The organism is Nonomuraea antimicrobica (assembly GCF_039536965.1).
GTDB classification, from domain to species: domain Bacteria; phylum Actinomycetota; class Actinomycetes; order Streptosporangiales; family Streptosporangiaceae; genus Nonomuraea; species Nonomuraea antimicrobica.
Genome location: NZ_BAAAZP010000076.1, coordinates 1 through 19,650, shown reverse-complemented (window position 1 = coordinate 19,650; position 19,650 = coordinate 1). Strand labels below are relative to the sequence as shown.

General features: G+C 66.7%; 20 protein-coding genes. 16 read left to right on the top strand and 4 right to left on the bottom strand.

Annotation, left to right across the window (positions count from 1 at the left end; genetic code table 11):
- The first annotated feature begins 90 nt into the window (after positions 1–90).
- From ABD844_RS20055 to ABD844_RS20000, 12 genes are all read left to right on the top strand, one after another.
- Positions 91–486, top strand: coding sequence for a DUF742 domain-containing protein (locus ABD844_RS20055; protein WP_344879683.1), 396 nt, complete (start codon positions 91–93; stop codon positions 484–486).
- Positions 467–1,054, top strand: coding sequence for a GTP-binding protein (locus ABD844_RS20050; RefSeq protein ID WP_344879680.1), 588 nt, complete (start codon positions 467–469; stop codon positions 1,052–1,054). The genes ABD844_RS20055 and ABD844_RS20050 overlap by 20 nt, the downstream gene beginning before the upstream one ends.
- Before the next feature lie 57 nt (positions 1,055–1,111).
- Positions 1,112–2,668, top strand: a complete 1,557-nt coding sequence (gene ffh, locus ABD844_RS20045) for a signal recognition particle protein (protein WP_344879677.1) — start codon at positions 1,112–1,114, stop codon at positions 2,666–2,668.
- Positions 2,669–2,978: 310 nt separating this feature from the next.
- On the top strand, positions 2,979–3,419 hold the full coding sequence (gene rpsP / locus ABD844_RS20040; protein WP_344879674.1) for a 30S ribosomal protein S16: 441 nt from the start codon (positions 2,979–2,981) through the stop codon (positions 3,417–3,419).
- 1 nt (position 3,420) lies between these two features.
- A complete protein-coding gene (locus tag ABD844_RS20035; RefSeq protein ID WP_344879671.1) occupies positions 3,421–3,666 on the top strand; it encodes an RNA-binding protein in 246 nt (81 codons plus the stop codon).
- A gap of 72 nt (positions 3,667–3,738) precedes the next feature.
- The gene (gene rimM, locus ABD844_RS20030; protein WP_344879668.1) at positions 3,739–4,239 is read left to right on the top strand and encodes a ribosome maturation factor RimM; all 501 of its coding nucleotides are present in this window, start codon (positions 3,739–3,741) and stop codon (positions 4,237–4,239) included.
- Positions 4,239–5,036, top strand: a complete 798-nt coding sequence (trmD, locus tag ABD844_RS20025) for a tRNA (guanosine(37)-N1)-methyltransferase TrmD (protein ID WP_344879665.1) — start codon at positions 4,239–4,241, stop codon at positions 5,034–5,036. The genes rimM and trmD overlap by 1 nt, the downstream gene beginning before the upstream one ends.
- 136 nt (positions 5,037–5,172) lie before the next feature.
- The gene (rplS, locus tag ABD844_RS20020) at positions 5,173–5,535 is read left to right on the top strand and encodes a 50S ribosomal protein L19 (protein ID WP_344879662.1); all 363 of its coding nucleotides are present in this window, start codon (positions 5,173–5,175) and stop codon (positions 5,533–5,535) included.
- 141 nt (positions 5,536–5,676) lie between these two features.
- On the top strand, positions 5,677–6,528 hold the full coding sequence (lepB, locus tag ABD844_RS20015; RefSeq protein WP_344879659.1) for a signal peptidase I: 852 nt from the start codon (positions 5,677–5,679) through the stop codon (positions 6,526–6,528).
- A complete protein-coding gene (gene lepB, locus ABD844_RS20010) occupies positions 6,528–7,121 on the top strand; it encodes a signal peptidase I (RefSeq protein WP_344879656.1) in 594 nt (197 codons plus the stop codon). The genes lepB (ABD844_RS20015) and lepB (ABD844_RS20010) overlap by 1 nt, the downstream gene beginning before the upstream one ends.
- A gap of 52 nt (positions 7,122–7,173) precedes the next feature.
- Positions 7,174–7,842 carry a ribonuclease HII gene (locus ABD844_RS20005; RefSeq protein ID WP_344879653.1) on the top strand — a complete coding sequence of 223 codons (669 nt, stop codon included), beginning with the start codon at positions 7,174–7,176 and terminating at the stop codon, positions 7,840–7,842.
- Between the two features lie 39 nt (positions 7,843–7,881).
- A complete protein-coding gene (locus ABD844_RS20000; protein WP_026215037.1) occupies positions 7,882–8,205 on the top strand; it encodes a DUF2469 domain-containing protein in 324 nt (107 codons plus the stop codon).
- A gap of 732 nt (positions 8,206–8,937) precedes the next feature.
- Here ABD844_RS20000 and ABD844_RS19995 read toward each other — a convergent pair.
- Positions 8,938–9,297 (bottom strand): hypothetical protein, encoded by a 360-nt coding sequence (locus tag ABD844_RS19995; protein WP_344879650.1) that lies wholly within the window; start codon positions 9,295–9,297, stop codon positions 8,938–8,940.
- 718 nt (positions 9,298–10,015) lie between these two features.
- On the opposite strand from ABD844_RS19995, the gene ABD844_RS19990 reads away from it, so the two are divergent.
- From ABD844_RS19990 to dprA, 3 genes are all read left to right on the top strand, one after another.
- A complete protein-coding gene (locus tag ABD844_RS19990) occupies positions 10,016–10,375 on the top strand; it encodes a YraN family protein (protein WP_344879647.1) in 360 nt (119 codons plus the stop codon).
- Positions 10,376–11,926, top strand: a complete 1,551-nt coding sequence (locus ABD844_RS19985; RefSeq protein WP_344879644.1) for a YifB family Mg chelatase-like AAA ATPase — start codon at positions 10,376–10,378, stop codon at positions 11,924–11,926.
- Between the two features lie 1,128 nt (positions 11,927–13,054).
- Positions 13,055–14,317 (top strand): DNA-processing protein DprA, encoded by a 1,263-nt coding sequence (gene dprA / locus ABD844_RS19980; RefSeq protein WP_344879641.1) that lies wholly within the window; start codon positions 13,055–13,057, stop codon positions 14,315–14,317.
- Positions 14,318–14,354: 37 nt separating this feature from the next.
- On the opposite strand, the gene ABD844_RS19975 is transcribed toward dprA, so the two are convergent.
- Both ABD844_RS19975 and ABD844_RS19970 read right to left on the bottom strand, forming a co-directional pair.
- Positions 14,355–14,519: a hypothetical protein gene (locus tag ABD844_RS19975; protein ID WP_344879638.1), complete on the bottom strand. Its 165-nt coding sequence runs from the start codon at positions 14,517–14,519 to the stop codon at positions 14,355–14,357.
- 169 nt (positions 14,520–14,688) lie between these two features.
- A complete protein-coding gene (locus ABD844_RS19970) occupies positions 14,689–15,036 on the bottom strand; it encodes a DoxX family protein (protein ID WP_344879635.1) in 348 nt (115 codons plus the stop codon).
- A 970-nt stretch (positions 15,037–16,006) separates the two neighbouring features.
- Here ABD844_RS19970 and ABD844_RS19960 point away from each other — a divergent pair.
- Positions 16,007–16,888, top strand: a complete 882-nt coding sequence (locus tag ABD844_RS19960) for a tyrosine recombinase XerC (RefSeq protein ID WP_344879632.1) — start codon at positions 16,007–16,009, stop codon at positions 16,886–16,888.
- 431 nt (positions 16,889–17,319) lie between these two features.
- Here the strand turns inward: ABD844_RS19960 and ABD844_RS53210 are convergent, their stop codons facing one another.
- On the bottom strand, positions 17,320–18,687 hold the full coding sequence (locus ABD844_RS53210) for a M23 family metallopeptidase (RefSeq protein WP_425568615.1): 1,368 nt from the start codon (positions 18,685–18,687) through the stop codon (positions 17,320–17,322).
- Between the last annotated feature and the right edge of the window lie 963 nt (positions 18,688–19,650).

The following is a 19,650-nucleotide window of genomic DNA, read 5'->3' as shown; positions in this document are numbered from 1 at the left end:
TCAGATGACGCTGATGGTCGATCGCGCCGGTCAGGTGCTGACTCCGGCTGTGCGTGCCGAACTGCGCGCCAGCCAGACCAGGTGATGTAGGTGAGCAACTCGTGGAACACCGGAGGCTGGGACCCCCCGCCTCCGCCCCCCAGCTCCGACCCCGCCTCCCCGGTGCGTCCCTACGCCGTCACGGGCGGGCGTACCGCGCCCAAGCTCAAGCTGGCGATGGAGGCCCTGGTGTCCTCGGCGACGGCCGAGCACCGGGAGTTCTCCCACATCACGCCCGAGTACAAGGCGATCAGCCAGCTCTGCCTTCAGGTCAGATCGGTGGCCGAGGTGTCGGCGCTGCTGCGGATCCCGCTCGGCGTGGCGCGGGTTCTCATCGCGGACATGGCGGCCGAGGGCCTGGTTCGGGTGCATCAGCCGCAGCTCGATGCGGGTCGACCTGACGTCAACCTGCTGGAAAGGGTGCTAAGTGGACTTCGCAGGCTCTAGTCCCGGTCTCACCTCGACGAAGATCGTGGTGGCCGGTGGTTTCGGGGTGGGCAAGACGACGTTCGTCGGGGCGGTGTCGGAGATCATGCCGTTGACGACGGAGGCGGTGATGACCGATGCGTCGGCGGGGATCGATGATCTGGGTATGACGCCGTTGAAGTCGACCACGACTGTGGCGATGGACTTCGGCCGGGTTTCGCTCGATCGTGATCTGATCTTGTATTTGTTCGGTACTCCCGGGCAGCATCGGTTCTGGTTCATGTGGGACGACCTCGTACGCGGTGCCATCGGTGCGGTCGTGCTGGTCGACACCCGTCGTCTGGCCGACAGTTTCCCCGCCATCGACTATTTCGAAGAGGCCCAGCTCCCGTTCGTCGTGGGCGTCAACGGATGGGACGGCCAGTACGCGCACAGCGACGCCGAGGTGCGCGACGCGCTCACCCTCGCCCCGCACATCCCGATGGTGCGCCTCGACGCCCGTTCGAAGGACTCCGTCAAGGGCGCGCTGATCAATCTCGTCGAGCACGCGCTGACGGTGCGGATGGCCGTGCCAGGCTGGAGCGGCTAGCGGAGCGGCTAGTCTGGACTCTTAGACGTACATTCGCTTCGAGGACTGGCCTACCACGTGTTCGAGACGCTATCCGACCGGTTGACATCGGTTTTCTCCTCCCTCCGATCAAAGGGGCGGCTGTCCGATGCCGACATCGACGCCACCACCCGTGAGATCCGCATCGCCCTGCTCGAGGCCGATGTCGCGTTGCCGGTGGTCAAGGCGTTCGTCGCCCAGGTCAAAGAGCGCGCCCGCGGCAGCGAGGTGTCCCAGGCGCTGAATCCCGCGCAGCAGGTCGTCAAGATCGTCAACGACGAGCTGATCGGGATCCTCGGCGGCGAGACCCGCAGGCTCCGCTACGCCAAGACGCCGCCGACCGTCATCATGCTGGCGGGCCTGCAGGGCGCGGGCAAGACGACGCTGGCGGGCAAACTGGCCAGGTGGCTGCGCGAGGAGGGCCACACGCCCATGCTCGTCGCGGCCGACCTGCAGCGGCCCAACGCCGTCCAGCAGCTCCAGGTGGTGGGCGAGCGCGCTCAGGTCGCCGTCTACGCGCCGCAGCCCGGCAACGGCGTCGGCGACCCGATCGCGGTCGCCCGCACCTCCATCGACGAGGCCAGGCGCCTGCAGCACGACATCGTCATCATCGACACCGCCGGCCGCCTGGGCATCGACCAGGAGATGATGCGGCAGGCCGCCGACATCCGCGACGCGGTCTCGCCCGACGAGGTCCTGTTCGTGGTCGACGCCATGATCGGCCAGGACGCGGTCACGACGGCGCAGGCGTTCATGGAGGGCGTCGGCTTCGACGGCGTGGTGCTGACCAAGCTCGACGGCGACGCGCGCGGCGGTGCGGCGCTCTCGGTCCGCCACATCACGGGGCGGCCGATCATGTTCGCCTCGACGGGCGAGAAGCTGGAAGACTTCGACGCCTTCCACCCCGACCGGATGGCCTCCCGCATCCTCGACATGGGTGACATCCTCACCCTGATCGAGCAGGCGCAGAAGACGTTCGACGAGGAGCAGGCCGCCAAGATGGCCGGCAAGCTCACCTCGGGCGAAAACTTCACGCTGGAAGACTTCCTCGAGCAGATGATGATGGTCCAGAAGATGGGCCCCATCAAAAACCTGCTCGGCATGATGCCCGGCATGGGGCAGATGCGCGACCAGATCAACTCGATCGACGATCGCGACCTCGACCGCATCGCGGCCATCATCCGCTCGATGACCCCCGCCGAGCGCCAGGACCCCAAGATCATCAACGGCTCCCGCCGGGCGCGCATCGCGGCCGGTTCCGGCGTGACGGTGAGCGCGGTCAGCAACCTGGTCACCCGCTTCTTCGACGCCCAGAAGATGATGAAGCGGATGGCGGGGGGCATGGGCATCCCCGGCATGCCGGGCGGGCGCGCGAAGGCGAGCAAGGCCCAGAAGAAGGCCAAGAAGGGGCGCCGGGTCAGCGGCGACCCGCGCAAGGCGGCGCTGGGCAAGGGCGCCTCCGACTCCGACGCTCCGGCCGAGCCCACCAAGAAGGGCGGCGGGGCGCTGGGAAACCTGGGGGGCAAGTTGCCTCCGGGGATGGAGCTGCCGCCCGGCTTCGACCCCTCCAAGCTGCGGCTTCCCGGCCAGAAGTAGCCGGTTCGCACGGAAGGCGCGCGGGTCTGGCCGCACGCCTGCCGTGCGGCCCGTTCGCACGCCTTCCGCGCGGTCGTCCGTACGCGTGGCCGCGGGGTGGCCGGAGCGTTGCCGGATCTTTGCGTCGTACAGTCGTGACGGGTCGTGGGCAGTGCCGTCGATCTGGCACAATGACATGTTGGAACATCGTGACCAGGCGGGTGCCCTCTCATCTCCCGCCGATCATGCCTGTCCCTGGAGCGTCACCGCGTCGTGCCCCACTCGGCAAGGTGCCGTTCACCCACGCTCGAATGCAGGAGAGACCACACCCGTGGCAGTCAAGATCAAGCTCAAGCGGCTCGGCATGATCCGCAACGCGCAATACCGCATCGTCATCGCCGACAGCCGCACCAAGCGTGACGGCCGGGCGATCGAGGAGATCGGCCTGTACCACCCGAAGGAAAACCCTTCGCGCATCGAGGTCAACGCCGAGCGTGCGGCCTACTGGCTGGGAGTCGGCGCGCAGCCGACCGAGCCGGTGCTCAAGCTGCTCAAGCTCACCGGTGACTGGCAGAAGTTCAAGGGCGAGCCCGCCCCTGCGCCGCTTTTGGTCGCCGAGCCCGCGCCCGACCGGCACGCCCTCTACGAGGCCGCGGCCAAGGAGACGCTGTCCGGTGGCGACACCGGCACGGCCGCCACCACGCCGAAGAAGGCAAAGAAGAAGGAAGAGGCCGAGACCCCCGCCGAGACCCCGGCCGAGGGCGAGGTCTGAGGTGCTCGAGGAGGCTCTCGAGCACCTCGTGAAGGGCATCGTCGAACATCCTGACGATGTCCGGGTCCGCGCCCGCCGCATCCGCAGCGGGCGCGTCCTGGAGGTCCGGGTGCACCCCGAGGACCTGGGCAAGGTCATCGGACGCGGCGGGCGCACCGCCAAGGCGCTGCGCACGGTCGTGAACGCCCTGTCCGACGGGAAGTACGTACGGGTCGATCTGCTCGACCTGCACGAAGCGGTCCGTTAGCGTCAGGTTTGCGCGCCCTCATCGGCTTGGTCCGATGGGGGCGCTTGCGTTGAGAAGAGAAGGCAGGTTCACGTGCAGTTGGTCGTCGGCCGGATCGGCCGCCCGCACGGGGTACGCGGTGACGTGACCGTGGAGGTGCGCACCGACGATCCCGAGCTGCGCTTCGCCGCCGGGGCCGCGATCGCGACCGACCCCCCTGAGCGGGGGCCGCTCGTCGTCGAGGAGCGCCGCTGGCACCGGGGCGCGCTGCTGCTGTCGTTCGAGGGGGTCGCCGACCGCGACGCGGCCGAGGGGCTGCGCGGCACCATGCTGGTGATCGACTCGGCCGAGCTGGCGCCGTCCGACGATCCCGACGAGTTCCACGACCACCAGCTCATCGGGCTGGCGGTGGAGACGGTCTCGGGAGAGCCGGTCGGAGAGGTGTCCGACGTGCTCCACCACGGCCAGGATCTCCTCGTCGTGCGCAGGAAGGGCCAGGAGGAGGCGCTGATCCCGTTCGTGCGGGCGCTGGTGCCCGAGGTCGACCTGGAGGCGGGGCGGCTGGTCGTCGATCCGCCCGAAGGGCTGCTGTGATGCGGCTCGACATCATCTCGATCTTCCCCGAATACTTCGCGCCGCTCGGCGTCTCGCTGATCGGCAAGGCGCGGGAGCGCGGCACGCTCGACGTACGCGTGCACCAGTTGCGCGACTGGACCCACGACGTGCACAAGACCGTGGACGACACCCCCTACGGCGGGGGCCCTGGCATGGTCATGAAGCCCGAGGTGTGGGGCGAGGCCATCGACTCGGTGACCGGGCCGGCCGGCGGGTCCCCGGAGGGCGTCCCGCGGATGATCGTGCCGACGCCGAGCGGGCGGCCGTTCACCCAGGAGCTGGCTCAGGAGCTGGCGGGGGAGCCGTGGCTGCTGTTCGCGTGCGGGCGCTACGAGGGCATCGACTCCCGCGTGATGGAGGAGTACGCCTCGCGCCTGCCCGTCGACGAGGTCAGCATCGGCGACTACGTGCTGGCCGGGGGCGAGGTGGCGGTGCTGGTCATGGTGGAGGCCGTCGGTAGATTGCTGCCAGGGGTGCTGGGCAACGCCCAGTCGGCCGTGGACGACTCGTTCGCGCCCGGCTCGATGCGGAACCTGGTCGAGGGGCCCGTCTACACCAAGCCGCCCGTGTGGCGGGGGCACGAGGTGCCGGCCGTGCTGCTGTCCGGGCACCACGGAAATGTCGCCAGGTGGCGGCGCGACGAGGCGATCCGGCGTACGGTGCGAAACCGGCCCGAGCTGGCGGCGGCGCTCGATCCCGCGACGCTCGACAAGCACGACAGAAAGCTCCTCGAGGAGCTCTCGTTTCGCCTCAGGCCGGAAGATATGGCAAACTGAATCGCTGCCAACCGTCATTCGGCTGGTCTGCCGTGCCCGGGAAACGTCCCGGGCAATCACATCAGCAGGCGCGTCCGCCGCGAGCCACGGCCGGGTGGACCTCCGCGTGCTCACGAGGACTTGAGGATTAGCTCTCATGCACACGAAGATCCAGGAGCTCGAGAAGGCGACCCTGCGCGGCGACGTGCCGAGCTTCCGCCCCGGTGACACCCTTGAGGTGCACGTCCGAGTCGTCGAAGGAAACCGCTCCCGCGTCCAGGTCTTCAAGGGCTTCGTCCTGCGCAGGCAGGGCAGCGGCGCCCGCGAGACCTTCACGGTCCGCAAGATCAGCTATGGCGTCGGCGTCGAGCGTACCTTCCCCGTGCACAGCCCGGTCATCGAGAAGATCGTGCTCGTGACCCGCGGCGACGTGCGTCGCGCCAAGCTCTACTACATGCGCGATCTGCGCGGCAAGGCCGCCCGCATCCGCGAGAAGCGCGAGACGACGGCCGCCAAGTAAGTCCTGGTTTTCCCGATGGCCCGTGCAGTGCGCGGGCCATTCGGCTTTACGGGGCCGTTTCCTTTATGTGGAGCGACTCGGGCGTGGGTGTAACGTCGCTCGGGGGCTGTCGGGCCAAGTCATCATCTAGGCTCGTCAGCGATGACTAGCGAAAGCCAGGAGCACGGCGCCGCGCGCCGCCCTGTCGAGGACGAGGTGGACGTGGTCGCGGAAGAGACTCAGAAGCCGGCCAAGGGTGATAAAGAGAAGAAGGGGTCTTTCTGGAAAGAACTCCCCGTTCTCATCGTGGTGGCCCTGGCGCTGGCCCTGATCATCAAGACGTTTGTGGTCCAGGCCTTCTACATTCCGTCGGAATCGATGGAGAACACCCTGCTGAAGAACGACAGGGTCCTGGTCAACAAGCTCGTCTACCACACCCGTGACATCGAGCGCGGCGACGTGGTCGTGTTCTCGGGCGTCGACTCCTGGGACGGCGAGTTCCAGATGGAGGAGCCGTCCAACGCGGTGGCGGCGTTCTTCCGGTGGGTGGGCACGGCGTTCGGCATCGTGCCCGGCGAGAAGGACTACATCAAGCGGGTCATCGGCATCGGCGGCGACCACGTCAAGTGCTGCGACTCCAAGGGGCGCATCACGGTCAACGGCACGGCCATCGACGAGGAGAGCTACCTCTATCCGGGCAACGTGCCGTCCGACGCCTTCTTCAACATCACGGTGCCGCAGGGGCGGTTGTGGGTCATGGGCGACCACCGCTCGGTGTCGCTCGACTCGCGCTCGCACACCGGCGATCCGGGCGGCGGGTCCATTCCCGAAGGTCAGGTCATCGGGCGGGCCTTCGTGATCGTCTGGCCGTTCAACCGGTTCGCCACGATAGACATCCCGGAGACGTTCGCGCAGCCCGCGTTCCAGGCGCTCGGTGGGTCCGCCCCGCTGGTCGCCGGGTTCGGGCTGGCCGTACCCTTGGTGCTGGTCCGCCGACGCCTGAGGGGGCGTTGATGGCCGTCACCAAGAAGGCGGAGGGCGTGGCGAAAGAGAAGAAGAAGGGCGGGTTCCGCGAGACCGTCCTGCTGCTCGTCATGGGCGTCGGCCTCGCGCTGCTGCTGCAGACGTTCGTGGTCGGCTCGTTCTACATCCCGTCCATCTCGATGGAGAACACCCTGCTGGTCAACGACCGGGTCTTCGTCAACAAGCTCGCGGGCAAGCCCGAGCGCGGCGACATCGTGGTGTTCAAGGGCTGGAACGGCGAAGACACCATCAAGCGGGTCATCGGCATCGGCGGCGACAAGGTGGTGTGCTGCGACAAGCAGAAGCGCATCACGGTCAACGGCACGCCGCTGGACGAGACCTCCTACCTCTACCCCGGCGATTTCCCTTCCGGTGACGACTTCAACGTCACGGTGCCGGCCGGGAAGCTCTGGCTGATGGGCGACCACCGCAGCGCCTCGGCCGACTCCCGGGCCCACATGGGGGAGCCCGGCGGTGGCTTCATCGCCGAGGACGCGGTGGTCGGCAAGGCCGTGGTGCGCTACTGGCCGCTGTCGCGGGGCTATCTGTTCTCCCGCCCCGAGACCTTCGACAAGGTCAAGTAGAGCCGGCTTCCAGTCGCGGTTTGCGGCGATTGGGGCGTACGCTTCCTGTGTCATGACAGTTGCGTTCCGCCCTCGACCGAGCGTCGTCCGGCGCGATTCCGGACTCTACGCCTATGAGCGGGCGCTCGCCCGTCGCGGCCTCACCCCCATCGCGGGCGTCGACGAGGCCGGTCGTGGCGCGTGCGCGGGCCCGCTGGTGGTGGCCGCGGTCATCCTGCGCAGGCAGATCGACGGCCTGGGCGACTCGAAACTGCTGTCGCCACCGGTGCGCGAACGCCTCTACACGCAGATCATGCGCGTCTCCCAGGTAGGCATAGTGATCATCCCGCCTGGGGAGATCGACGCAAAAGGTCTGCACAAATGCAACGTCTCGGGAATGCGGCGCGCTGTCGCACAGTTGCCCTGTGACCCGGAGTACATCCTGACGGACGGCTTCCCGGTGCCGGGCCTCCCGGCGCCGTCGCTGGCCGTGTGGAAGGGGGACCAGGTGGCCGCATGCGTGGCGGCGGCGTCGATCGTGGCCAAGGTGACCCGAGATCGTCTCATGGTCACGCTCGACGAACGCTACCCGCAGTACGGCTTCGCCGAGCACAAGGGGTATGTCACACCGGGACATCGGCTGGCGCTGGAAACGCACGGCCCGTGTCCCGATCACCGTTACTCCTTCGTCACGGTGGCGAGGGGGATGGGTGAAAATGAAATGGGGGCCGGGGTTGCCTGAGCAGGCGAACCGGGGGACCGGTACGACAGGAGGACCGCGATGAGCGCAGAGGATCTCGAAAAGTACGAAACCGAGATGGAGCTGCAGCTTTACCGCGAATACCGGGATGTCGTCGGTTTGTTCACGTACGTGGTGGAGACTGAGCGGCGCTTCTACCTGACCAACTCGGTCGATCTCGACGTCCGTACGGCGGAGAACGGCGACGTGTTCTTCGACGTGAAGATGCAGGACGCCTGGGTGTGGGACATGTACCGGCCGGCGCGGTTCGTCAAGAACGTCCGGGTGGTCACGTTCAAGGACGTGAACGTGGAAGAGCTCGCCAAGGCCGACCTGGAGATGCCCAAGGAAGGGTTCTCGGGGTAGGTAGATCTTCGGCGCCGGTCCGACTGCTCTGGGCTCTGGGCTCTGGGCTCTGGAGTTCTGGGGCTGTGGTGTTTCGTGGCCCGGGGTGCACGGCTGCGGCTCAGCTTGGGGCGGGCGGGCGTGGGTGATCACGTCGAGTGGTTGCTTACGACAGGCGGGTGGGCGGGCGCTCAAGCGCGCGGCCGTCGATGGGCGGACGGCCGCGTCAGGCGGCGACCGCGATGAACGGGCGGCCGACCATGGGCGATCACGAGGAAAAGACGGCCGCGTAAGCAGCCGGGATGAACGGGCGGGCGCGTAAAGCGATGATCGCGATGTATGGGCGGGCGCGTTAGGCGGCGATCTCGACGAACTGGCGCCAGACCAAGCTCCGGTCGTGCGATGAACGGAGGTCGCGTGGAACGGCGACTGCGTGGAACGGCGACCGCGTGGAACGGCGACTGCGTGGAACGGCGACCGCGTGGAACGGCGATCGCGATGAGCGAGCGGCCGTGTCGGGGGGCGACTGCGGCGAACGAGCGGCTGCGTTGAGCGAGCGACCTCGATGGATAGAGGACCGCAATGGGAGACGGTGACGTAGGGGCGCGAAGTGCTGGCATCGGTGGAGAGTTGACCTCGGTGGAGCGCTGACTCCGGTGGAGCGTCGACCTCTTGATGGAGCGTCGGCCGCCGGGCGGAGTGTTGCCCCCTGGTGGAGCGTGGACCTCGGCGAGAGCCGACCTCGGCAAAGTGTCAGCCCCGGCGACGAGCCGAGCCAGGCCGAGCGGAACAGAAGAAAGCCGCGCTGAGCCGCCCGGTCGCGCTGAGCCGCCCGGTCGCGCTGAGCCGCCCGGTCGCGCTGAGCCGCCCGGTCGCGCTGAGCCGCCCGGTCGGGTTGAGCCGCCCGGTCGGGTTGAGCCGCCCGGTCGGGTTGAGCCGCCCGGTCGGGTTGAGCCGCCCGGTCGCGCTGAGCCGCCCGGTCGCGCTGAGCCGCCCGGTCGGGTTGAGCCGCCCGGTTGAGCTGAATCGCCCGGTCGGGCCGAGTCGAGATGTCCGGCCGCGCGCCCAGGATCCCCAGCCGGTCGATGTCCTGCACGCCCCGGTCCTCTCCACCGCGAGCAGCGCGGCGGCTGGGCTGGGCGAGCCGGGTCGGGGCCGCCCACTCGCTTGAACCAGTCGACCCTCAGCAGCGCCTAAGCAGCGGCCGCTTGCTTGATGGGGACGCCTGCCCGATGTGGTTCCCGACTGACCGCACGCTGCCCGCCTGCCCGACAGGACCTGCCGCCCAGTGCCGTCGGCCACCCTCCTGACACGACGCTCCGCAGGGCCCCAGCCGCCGAGGCCATCCGCTTCCTCTGAGACGCGCCAAACCTGCCATGTCAGCCTTTGTCGGGCTTATCAGAGCAGCCTGGGGCACATCCAGGACGACCGACCGATCCCGCCCAGGCACCCGCGCCGCCCGGAACCGCCGCGTCGAGGCCCATAGCCGCGTCGAAGGTCGAAGCCTGCAGTCGCGTCCCTGCATTTGCGTCCCTGCAGTCGCGTGGCTGTAGCCGCCTCGTGTCGTGTCGTGCAGTCGTGTCCCACAGCCTGATGGAAGCGCGGTAGCCGGATCGGAGTCAGTGATCGGAGTTCGGATCGAGATCCGAAAATTCCGAAAGCTGTGGCATTCAACCACCCAAATCGAACAGGTTATCCACAACCCACCTCCACCTCAAACACCACAATCCCCAGAACTCCATTCGGCCCCTCCACCACCACCCCGCATCCGCCAAGGTCGTGCCACCCCCCCGCACCGAACACTGACCCAACAGGACGGGAGACACGGCCCATGGCCACGGAGAGCAAGCTCGACCTCGGCAAACGCGGCGAAGAGGTAGCCGTCACCTACCTGGAAACCCAAGGCATGAAAGTCATCGACCGCAATTGGCGCTGCCGCCATGGCGAGATCGACATCATCGCCGAGGACGGGCCGACTCTGGTCGTCGTCGAAGTCAAGACCAGGTCGAGCAGGTCCCACGGCTCGGCACTGGAGTCGGTGAGCCCCGCCAAGCTCGCCAGACTGCGCATGCTCGCGGCCAAGTGGCTGACCACGCAGTCCCGTACGTTCGAGACGGTAAGAGTAGACGTGATCGCCCTTGAACGTTTCGCAGGAGACTTCGCCCTCCGCCACGTACGGGGGGCGATCTAGATGGCAGTGGCCCGCACACGCAGCGTGGCCCTCGTGGGCGTCGCCGGTCGCACCGTCGAGGTCGAGGCCGACGTGGGTAACGGCCTTGCCGGCATCCACCTCATCGGCCTGCCCGACACCGCGCTCAGTGAGGCGCGTGATCGGGTCAGATCGGCGACGGTCAACAGCAACTACCCATGGCCCGACGCCCGCATCATCGTCAGTCTGTTCCCCGCCAGTCTTCCCAAGCGCGGCTCCCAGTTCGATCTTGCCATCGCTGTGGCCATCCTGGGCGCGGCAGGCGTGGTGCCAGCCCATCGCATCGCGGAGCTGTTCTTCCTCGGGGAGCTCGGCCTCGACGGCCGTATCAGGGGCGTACGCGGTGTGCTGCCCTCCGTCCTGGGCGCGGCCAAGCACGGTGACGCCACCGTCGTCGTCCCGGCCGCGAATGCGGCGGAGGCCGTCCTCGTACCCGACGTGAACGTGGTCCCGGTCGGGCACCTACGTCAGCTCGTGGAATGGCTCCGCAAAGGGGACGCACCACCCGAGCCTGAACCCGAGGCCGATGCGGAAGCAGAGGAGTGCTCAGAGGCGCCAGCGGCGAACGGCACCCCTGACATCGACCTGGCAGACGTCGTGGGCCAGCCGGTCGCCCGCCGCGCCCTAGAAGTGTGCGCGGCAGGCGGCCACAACCTCTGGATGCTGGGTCCACCGGGCACCGGCAAGACGATGCTGGCGGAACGCCTCCCCACCCTTCTGCCGGGTCTGGAGCTCGACCACGCCCTCGAAGTCACTGCCATCCATTCGGTGGCCGGCACCCTGCCGCCGAGTGCTCCGATGATGAGCCGACCTCCGTTCGTCAGCCCGCACCACACGGCGACCTCTGCCGCGATCATCGGTGGCGGCAGCACGATCGTCCGTCCCGGAGCCGTGTCCCTGGCTCACCGGGGCGTCCTTTTCATGGATGAGGCTCCCGAGTTCCCCCGACATGTCCTCGACGCGCTGAGACAGCCACTGGAGTCCGGCCGGGTGACGGTTTCCAGATCGGCGGGCTCGGTGACCTTCCCCGCCAGATTCATGCTCGTCCTGGCCGCGAACCCCTGTCCCTGCGCCCAGACCGAGGACCAAAGGGAGACCTGCAAGTGCTCGCCCACGATCCGACGCCGCTACCTGGGGAGACTCTCGGGCCCGCTCCTCGACCGCGTGGACATGAAGGTCACCGTCGCCCGCTCGTCCAGACGTGAGCTCCTCGCCGACCGCCAGTTCGTCGAGAACAGCAAAACGGTGGCCGAACGCGTCCTCACCGCCCGTGAGCGAGCCGCCAAACGCCTGACCGGCACGCCGTGGCGCTCGAACGCCGAAATCCCCTCGTCGGTCCTCCACACCGACTACCGTCCCGCTGCCGACGCCATGCGCCCCATGACGGCCTGCCTCGACGCGGGCACCCTTACGGCCCGTGGCCTCGACCGTGTGGTCCGAGTGGCATGGACCCTCGCCGACCTCGCCAACAAAGACACCCCAGGCCAGGACGAAACCAACGCCGCCCTCAGCTTCTGGCTGGGCGTGAGATAGCCCCCATCAAGCAGTAACGAACGAGGCACTCCGGCCCCGGCCCTCTCGCCCCAGCCAGCCCACATCCCAAAAACCGGAGCACCACCCATGCCCATCACTCCCACACTCCCCACGAACCACCCGCTGCCGCCGAACACCCTCACCACCACATCCCTGGGCACCCATCTGCCGCCGACACGTTCATTCGGCACCGCCACCCCCGCTACGGCGCCCGGCCATGGAACCGAGCCCTCCGGCGGCACCCTGCCAGTGGCACATTCCACCGGCCACGCCACCACCGAGCCGAGAACAGCCATTGCGACGAAGCTTCCAACCGCCACCATCACCACCCCACCTTCAGCCAGTCCCCCGACCACCAATTCCCCGACCACCAATTCCCCGGATACCGCGCCGAGCCCTACCCGGACCCACAAACCTCAGACCATCCCACCGCCGGAGCCCACCCCTGCAACAGCACCCTCACGCACAACAGCCCCCTCGTCCGTGGCCGAATCCCTACGCACAGCCAGGTCCCCGCACAGACCGGGACCTTTGCATGCACCCGACCCCTCGGATCCAGCCAAACCTTCAGGTTCAGCCAGTTCCCCACGTGCAGCCGGATCCCCACCAACAGCCGGACCGACGCCAGCAGTCACCCATTCACGGACAGCCACACCCTCGGTCAGCAGCCGGCCTCCCGCGCTCGCTGATGCCGCCACGACGCCTTCCACGCCCGTAGCAAGCCGATTCGATGCGCTGCCTCCCTCAGCCCTCATCCCTAGCAACCCCTCGCGCCAGATCGCAGCCAAGCCGCCTGTTGACCCCTCCAGCAGAGAAGACCCTGAACCGGAAACCGTCCCCACCGACCGCAGGACCGACCCTCCTGACGAAACACCAGCCGAGAGCGGGGGAGGAGCCGTCCGGCCCCAGCCCAAGTCCGAACCCGAGCCCGAACCCAAGACCACGAACGAGCCCCACGCGACGAGCGAATCTCTGCCGGGACGCGAACCTCCGGCAACGAGCGGATCCCCAGCAACGAGTGGATCTCCGACAAGGAGTGGGCCCTCAGCAACGAGCAAATCTCAGCTCATGAGCAGGACTCATGCCAGGACCAAACCTCAATCCGAGGTGGAGGCCAGAGCCGCTCTCATGCGCGCCGCCGACGTCGGTGACGCCCTCATGGGCCGCCTCATATCCCAACACGGCGCTCAACAAGCAGTAGAGGCAATCCGCGCCCGCACCCTCCCATCAGAGTTCATAGCCCGAGAGGCCCAGCAAGAACGCCCGCAGGATCTCACCTCACGCCTGCACACCTGGTACGCCCGCCTGGCAGCCGCCAACCCGGCAGCCGACCTCAAAGCAGGCCAAAGCTCCGGTGCCCGCCTGATCATCCCCGGCGACGCCGAGTGGCCCACCCAGTTGGACCAGTTGGGCCCGAGTCGCCCTCTGGGCCTATGGGTGCATGGCAACGCAGACCTCCGGTTCTCCTGCCTCAAGTCCGTGGCGGTGGTGGGGGCCAGAGCCGCCACTCCATACGGCTCGTACGTGGCCGCGGAGTTCGGCGTCGGGCTCAGCGAGTCTGGCTGGACGGTCGTGTCGGGCGGCGCGTACGGAGTGGACGGCGCGGCGCACAAAGGTGCGCTGGCGGCCGGTTCGCCGACGGTCGTCGTACTGGCCTGCGGTGTGGACATCTGCTACCCGAGCGACCATGAGTCGTTGTTCACCTCCGTCAAAGAGCAGGGCGTCGTGATCAGCGAATGCCCGCCCGGCGTCCACCCCACCCGAGCCCGCTTCCTCATCAGAAACCGCCTGATCGCCGCCTTGTCGAGAGGCACGGTCGTCGTGGAGGCCGCGATCCGCAGCGGCGCCCTCAACACCGCCACCCACGCCCTGTCGCTCAACAGACACCTGGGCGCGCTCCCGGGCCCGATCACCTCAGCCATGTCAGCCGGATGCCACAGACTCCTCCGGGAGCGCAAAGCGGTATGCGTTACCTCGTCAGACGACATGATCGACCTCGTTGGCGTAATGGGCGATGATCTGGCCCCGCAGATCCGGGCCCCAGCCGTCCCCCGAGACAGGCTCAACGAGCCGACCAAGAGGGTCCTGGACGCCGTCCCCGCCCGTGGCGGCGCAGGCCCGGCCTCGATCGCGGTGGCAGCCGGCGTGAGCCTGGACGCGGCGCTGAGCGCGTTGGGCGGTCTGGCAGCCGCAGGCTACATAGAACGAACCCCAAAAGGCTGGCGTCTCCGAAAGCAGACGACGGCATATCGCAAAGCCCCCGATTCAGCCGCCCTTGAACCCCCGCCCACGCCCGAGCCCGACCCAACCGACACCCCGCCGTTCCCGGACGACTTCCCCGATCTGGACTACGACCACCCCCAGCCCCACGAGCCTCACAACGTCCCTTAAGGCGGGATCAGCGGGATCAGCGAACAGGTCGTAACCATCAGATGATCGCGGCATCGTGGGCACGGATGATCGAGGCGTCAAGGGCAATGAACGTCTCGTCGGCGTCATCGCGGATCTCCCACCGGATGCACAGACGACGGAACCAGCGCAGGAGCACGGATAGGTTGCCCAACCGGCGAACTGTCGGCCAGGTCGGATCCACTTGCGCTCGATCGTACGGTCAATGACCAGCGACGGATGCCCGGACCAGGGGCATTCGGGTCCGCCGCGATGGTGAACCCTGCGGCCGACGGCGATCTGCGTTGAGGGCTGAAAATCGCCCTAGCACGATACGGCGGTCGTGAGAATGTGACCCGCCATCACCTCCCCTGTCAGGCGACGTATCCCAGCACCAAGGCGGCGATCACCGGACCCATGTACAGGAGAGGAAAGACGACGGTCGAGTACGAGCGCGCCCGGAGCACGGTGACCACGGCTCCAGCGAAGTACAGCACCAGACCGATCCCGGCCAGGATGCCGACGACCGGTACGAACAGGCCGACCAGCAGGCCCACAGACCCAGCGGCCTTGGCTGTGCCGAGCCAGGTCCACCACGATCGGGGGACGCCGTAGTCCGTCAGCGGCTTCACGACCCACTCGGCGCGGCGTAGGAGGGAGAAGGCAGAGAAACCCACCCAGAGGGCGGCCAGGACGGTGACGATGGTGGCAGTAGTGGACATGGGGACACTCCCTAGCTGGTGCTTTCTTGTGCCACCGATCCTGCATGCCCCGATTAATAGCTCCGCTATGCGTTCACGATGCGCGGCCTCCCGTCCGAACCTACGGCCCAGCGGCGGCCCATTTCGCCCGAACGACCTCGACTTCTGTCAACGACGCTCGAGTCTCCTGAAGAGGAGAGGCGGGCAGGTCCGGCTTTTGTCGAAACACTCCTGGTGTGTGAAGGGTGCGGAGTCTGGGCGACGGGGACGCAAGCGGCGGGAGCGGGCCGCCGGAGGGAAGCGGTGGGTTGAGGCCGTGAGGGAGGGGGCGCACCCGAGAGAGCCCGAACTTGGTCAGGTGACCGCTGGGACGGCCGTCCACGGAGTCGCGGTTGCATACGCGGGTGGCGCTGACGTCGCAGTTCGCCGGACGCGCGGTCGGCGGACCAGCTCGCGTACGGCGTCGGTCCGCTGCTCCGGAGCGCGCTTGGTCTCGGTCTGCGGTTATGAGCGGGGTCTTGATCTTGGACCGAAACAAAGTAGGAGCCACCGGTGGGTGATCTGCTTCGGTCGCGCGCACTCAGGTAGCACACTGTTGTGTGCGGCCATCGTTCTGCTCTCCTTCGGTCTCGACCAAGGCTTCGCAAGGATCAAGCGATGGCCGTCACCATATCCAGACCTCACGGAGCTGACGTGGCAGTCCGTGAGGTCTTCTACACACCCTGGACTACTCAAGTCACGTCGTATTACACGCAGTCGGTGTTGTGGGTGTCGAGCTTCGGCGGCCCAGGCCAGGGCGAGACCGAGAGCGTAGCCAGGGTGTAGGGCAGGAGTGGGCGTATAGGAGCCGCTCCGGGTTTATGTAGCCTTTTTGCGGCTTCTCCCTGTGATCGGCAGCCTGTGCGTGTGATCACCTATCTTCTTCTCGCCGCGCTCGCCGGTCTACGGTGGTGTGGTTGCTGACTGGAGTTTCGAGCTGGGGGAGTTGGGCGTGGACAGGGACGAAGTCGTCGCCGAGTTCGGGCGCTACTTGCAGCTTGAGCGTGATCTTTCAGCGCATACGGTGCGGGCGTACGTGAGCGACGTCAATTCTCTGCTCGATCACTTGGGTGGGCGACTTGAGGGGCTTGACGTCGGGGTGCTGAGGGAGTGGTTGGCCGGGCAGCATGCCGCGGGGAAGGCGCGGGCCACGTTGGCGCGTCGGACCGCCTGCGCTCGTACGTTCACCGCCTACTGCCGTCGCCGAGGGTGGCTGGAGGCAGATCCGGGGTTGCTGTTGGGGAGTGCAAAGACGAGCCGGGAACTGCCCGCAGTGCTCGATCAGCGGCAGGCCGAGGCGGTCTTGGACGCGCCCGCGACCGGGGAGCCGAAGGAACTGCGGGATCAGGCGCTTCTGGAGTTGTTGTACGCCACTGGCGTGCGGGTGAGTGAGCTCTGCGGGCTTGATGTCGATGACGTCGATCGGGAACGGAACATCGTCAGAGTTTTGGGCAAAGGGCGCAAGGAGCGGTCTGTGCCCTTCGGGACGCCTGCGTTGAGGGCGTTGGATCGGTGGTGCATTCATGGTCGGCCTCGGTGGATGCGAGCTGGGTCAGGGCCGGCGTTGTTTCTTGGGGTGCGAGGTGGTCGTATTGATCCGGGTACGGTGCGGCGGGTGGTGCATGCGCGGCTGGCGCAGGTAGAGGGTGCGCCGGACATGGGGCCGCATGGGTTGCGGCACAGTGCGGCGACTCATCTGCTCGAAGGGGGTGCGGATCTGCGTAGCGTTCAGGAACTGCTTGGGCATGCGTCGTTGAATACTACGCAGATTTACACGCACGTTTCGATTGAGCGGTTGCGGGCCGCATATCAACAAGCGCATCCGAGGGCATAGCTAGTGATTAGTGATTAGTGATTGGGGGTCGGGGGGTGAAGGAGGGAGATGAGGAGAGGTAGTGGTAGAGATAAGGTGTATCCGCCTTCTGGCTTATGCTGCCTCTTGGCTGAGATCTTTATAGGGCGTGATCTAATCGGGTTTCCCGCCTATTGTATTATCGTTTGATTGTCCTCGTGGGTGCTCTTAGGGCTTCTCGGTTCGCGTATATGAGGTTTGCTTTAGCTCCATGCGCCAGGTTGGGTTTGTTTTTCGCTCGCATGATTGTGCTCTGCTTTTGGGATAACGGGAGACTTGGGCTGGCTTGATGAGGTGATTTGGAGAGTGGCTGCGATGAAGGCTGTCTGCGTTTGAGGGTTTGGTGGCGGACGATAGCCTGGGATTTTGATGGTGGGGTTATAGGTGATGGCGGTGGTGTTTCGGGGTGCGTGTTAGTGGGGTGTTGGCGGCTGGTAGGTCTTTCGGGGTTTTGGGCGGGGAGGGCGTCTTTTGCGGTGCTGGCCTCTTGCTGGGTTGCGTCGGCTGGTTTGGGCGCTTCCTCGGTGACGGCTACAGCGTTTGTGGAATAGGACTGTGATCACGAGGGTGGTTGCCAACAGTACGCTGACAGTGATTAGCGCGGTGATGGTGAATGGGGTTGTGGCGGGGTGGAGGAGGTTTTGGATCGTTCTTGCCGTGGTGAGGGGAGGGTAGTGGTGAGGCCGGAGAGTATTGGGGGTGATGGGGCTGGTGGTGGTGATTCTTGGTGCGATGGTTGTGGCGCGGTGGGCGGGGGTGGGGGCTGTGCTGATGGTGGTGGCTGTTTGGTGAGTGGACGTTTTTGGTGATTGTGTGATTGGTAGTGCTTGTTCTGGGTTGGGGAGGGGGCGTTTGGTGGCATGGGGTGGGTGGTCAATCGTTGGTTGAGTTGAATTTGGTTGGAACGGGAATCGGTAGCTGTGGGGGATGGAATTTGTGGGTGGGGGATTGCGGGTTTGGGGTGCGGTCGGCGACTGGAAGGTCGTGCTTGGTGTTGTCGGCCAGAAGGGGAGGAGGCGGACGGGTGCGTGGCCGAGGAGTAGCAGGGGGTTCAGGTAGGTGGTGTCGCGTCGGAGGCCCCAGTGGAGGCAGGACTCCTCGCAGTGGGGTTTCGCGGCTTCTATGACGCCGAGTTCGGCTCCGAGGGTGATGGGCTGGCCGCGGCGTACCGAGGGCTTGACCGGGAGGTAGGTCGTGCGTAGGCCGTCTGGGTGATCGATGGCGACCACTCCCCTTCCGGCGACGGGGCCGGCGAAGCGGATGGTGCCAGGGCCTGCGGCGAGAACTCGGGTGGCTACGGGAGCGGCCAGATCGATGCCGCGGTGGCCGGCCAGCCAAGGCTCGGGTGGTGGGGTGAAACGGCGCAGGATTCGGGGGTGTCCGTCCAAGGGCCAGCGCCAGGTGGGAGGAGAGGGGGAGGCCCTTGCTGGGGAAGCAAGAATGGTGATGGGCAGGGTCAAGGTTGCGGAGATGAGAGCCAGTAGGGCTATGGCTCTGAGTTGTGTGGTGGAGGGTCGATGCTTTTTCGGTTGTATCGGCCGTTTTGGGTGGCTGTTGGGTTGGGGTGGTGAGGGGCGCCTTTGGCTAAGTGGGTGGGATGGGCCTCTTGCTGGGGTGTTTGGGGTTGGGCGACGCGATGGGGCGTCGTTCTTCCAAGCGGCTTGTGGTGGCGAGGTGGTGATGTCGTTTGCTGTGCTGAGTTTTGGGAGGATGGCGTTGAGGGTCGGGGCGGGTAGTGGTGGGTGGGCTGGTGTGGTGGTGGGTGGGGTGGGGATGTTCATGCGGGTAGTTTGGCGCGGTGCCGAGGGGGTGAGTGGGAGCGAACGCCGTTCTGTGGAGAACGATTTCTTATCCACAGGTGGTGGGGTTGAATTGGTTTGATTGGTTGACGTCGAACGGCCCAACGAATATCTCGACGATTTCACATTTGCCTGAGTCGACAGGCTTTTCTGCTGGTGGAGCTGTGGCGGTGGCGGGCCGCATTTACTGCGCAACAGGCTTTGGGTAGATGTGAGGGCAAAGTGGATGTGATGTCTTTGTGTGGCGCAATTTGGGTTATGCCTGAAGCCCTGGCGGCCGAAGCTGTATGGAGCGCGTGATCGTTGACCTCAGGGAGCGGCTGGCGGGATCAGGCGCTGGTGGATGGCGCATTCGCTGATCTTGCTCGCGAGTAGGCGGCAACCGATGCGGTGCTGGCGGGGTATTCGGATGTGCGCACGCGGGTGGGGCGGGATGGCGCCGGTGTCCGGGAGTTGCTGGTTCGCTGGATCGAGGAGTACGCCGGATCGAGGAGTACGCCCGTCACTGTGGGGGCGCCGACCTGCTGTGCGAACGTATCGGCGGTGCGGTGGGGTAGTAACACGCGCACGCTCGACTGGTTGGGGTTGGTCTCGTGCGTGGGTTGTTCCTGCGGCCGAGGAGATGCGCGGAACGATCGCTGGGGTCGTTGGAGGGTTCGACGCGGGTTACAGGTTGAACGCTCGATGGGGGTGAGGGTGCGGGTTGAACGCGAACGAGGCGCGGGCTTGGTGCCCCCCACGGGCTGTGGGCGTGCAACGTTCCTGTTGCTGGCGCGGTAGCTGATCGGCTTCTCGGCGGTTATGCCTGCGCACGTAGTCCGGCGTCTGGAGGGTGGCTTGGGGCCGAGTCGCTGGACGTGCTGGGAGGTCTCACGGTGTTGGGTTGTCGGTGGTCAGTGGTCGGGTGTCACGCTTTGGTGCGGGGTGCGGGGTGCGGGGTGCGGG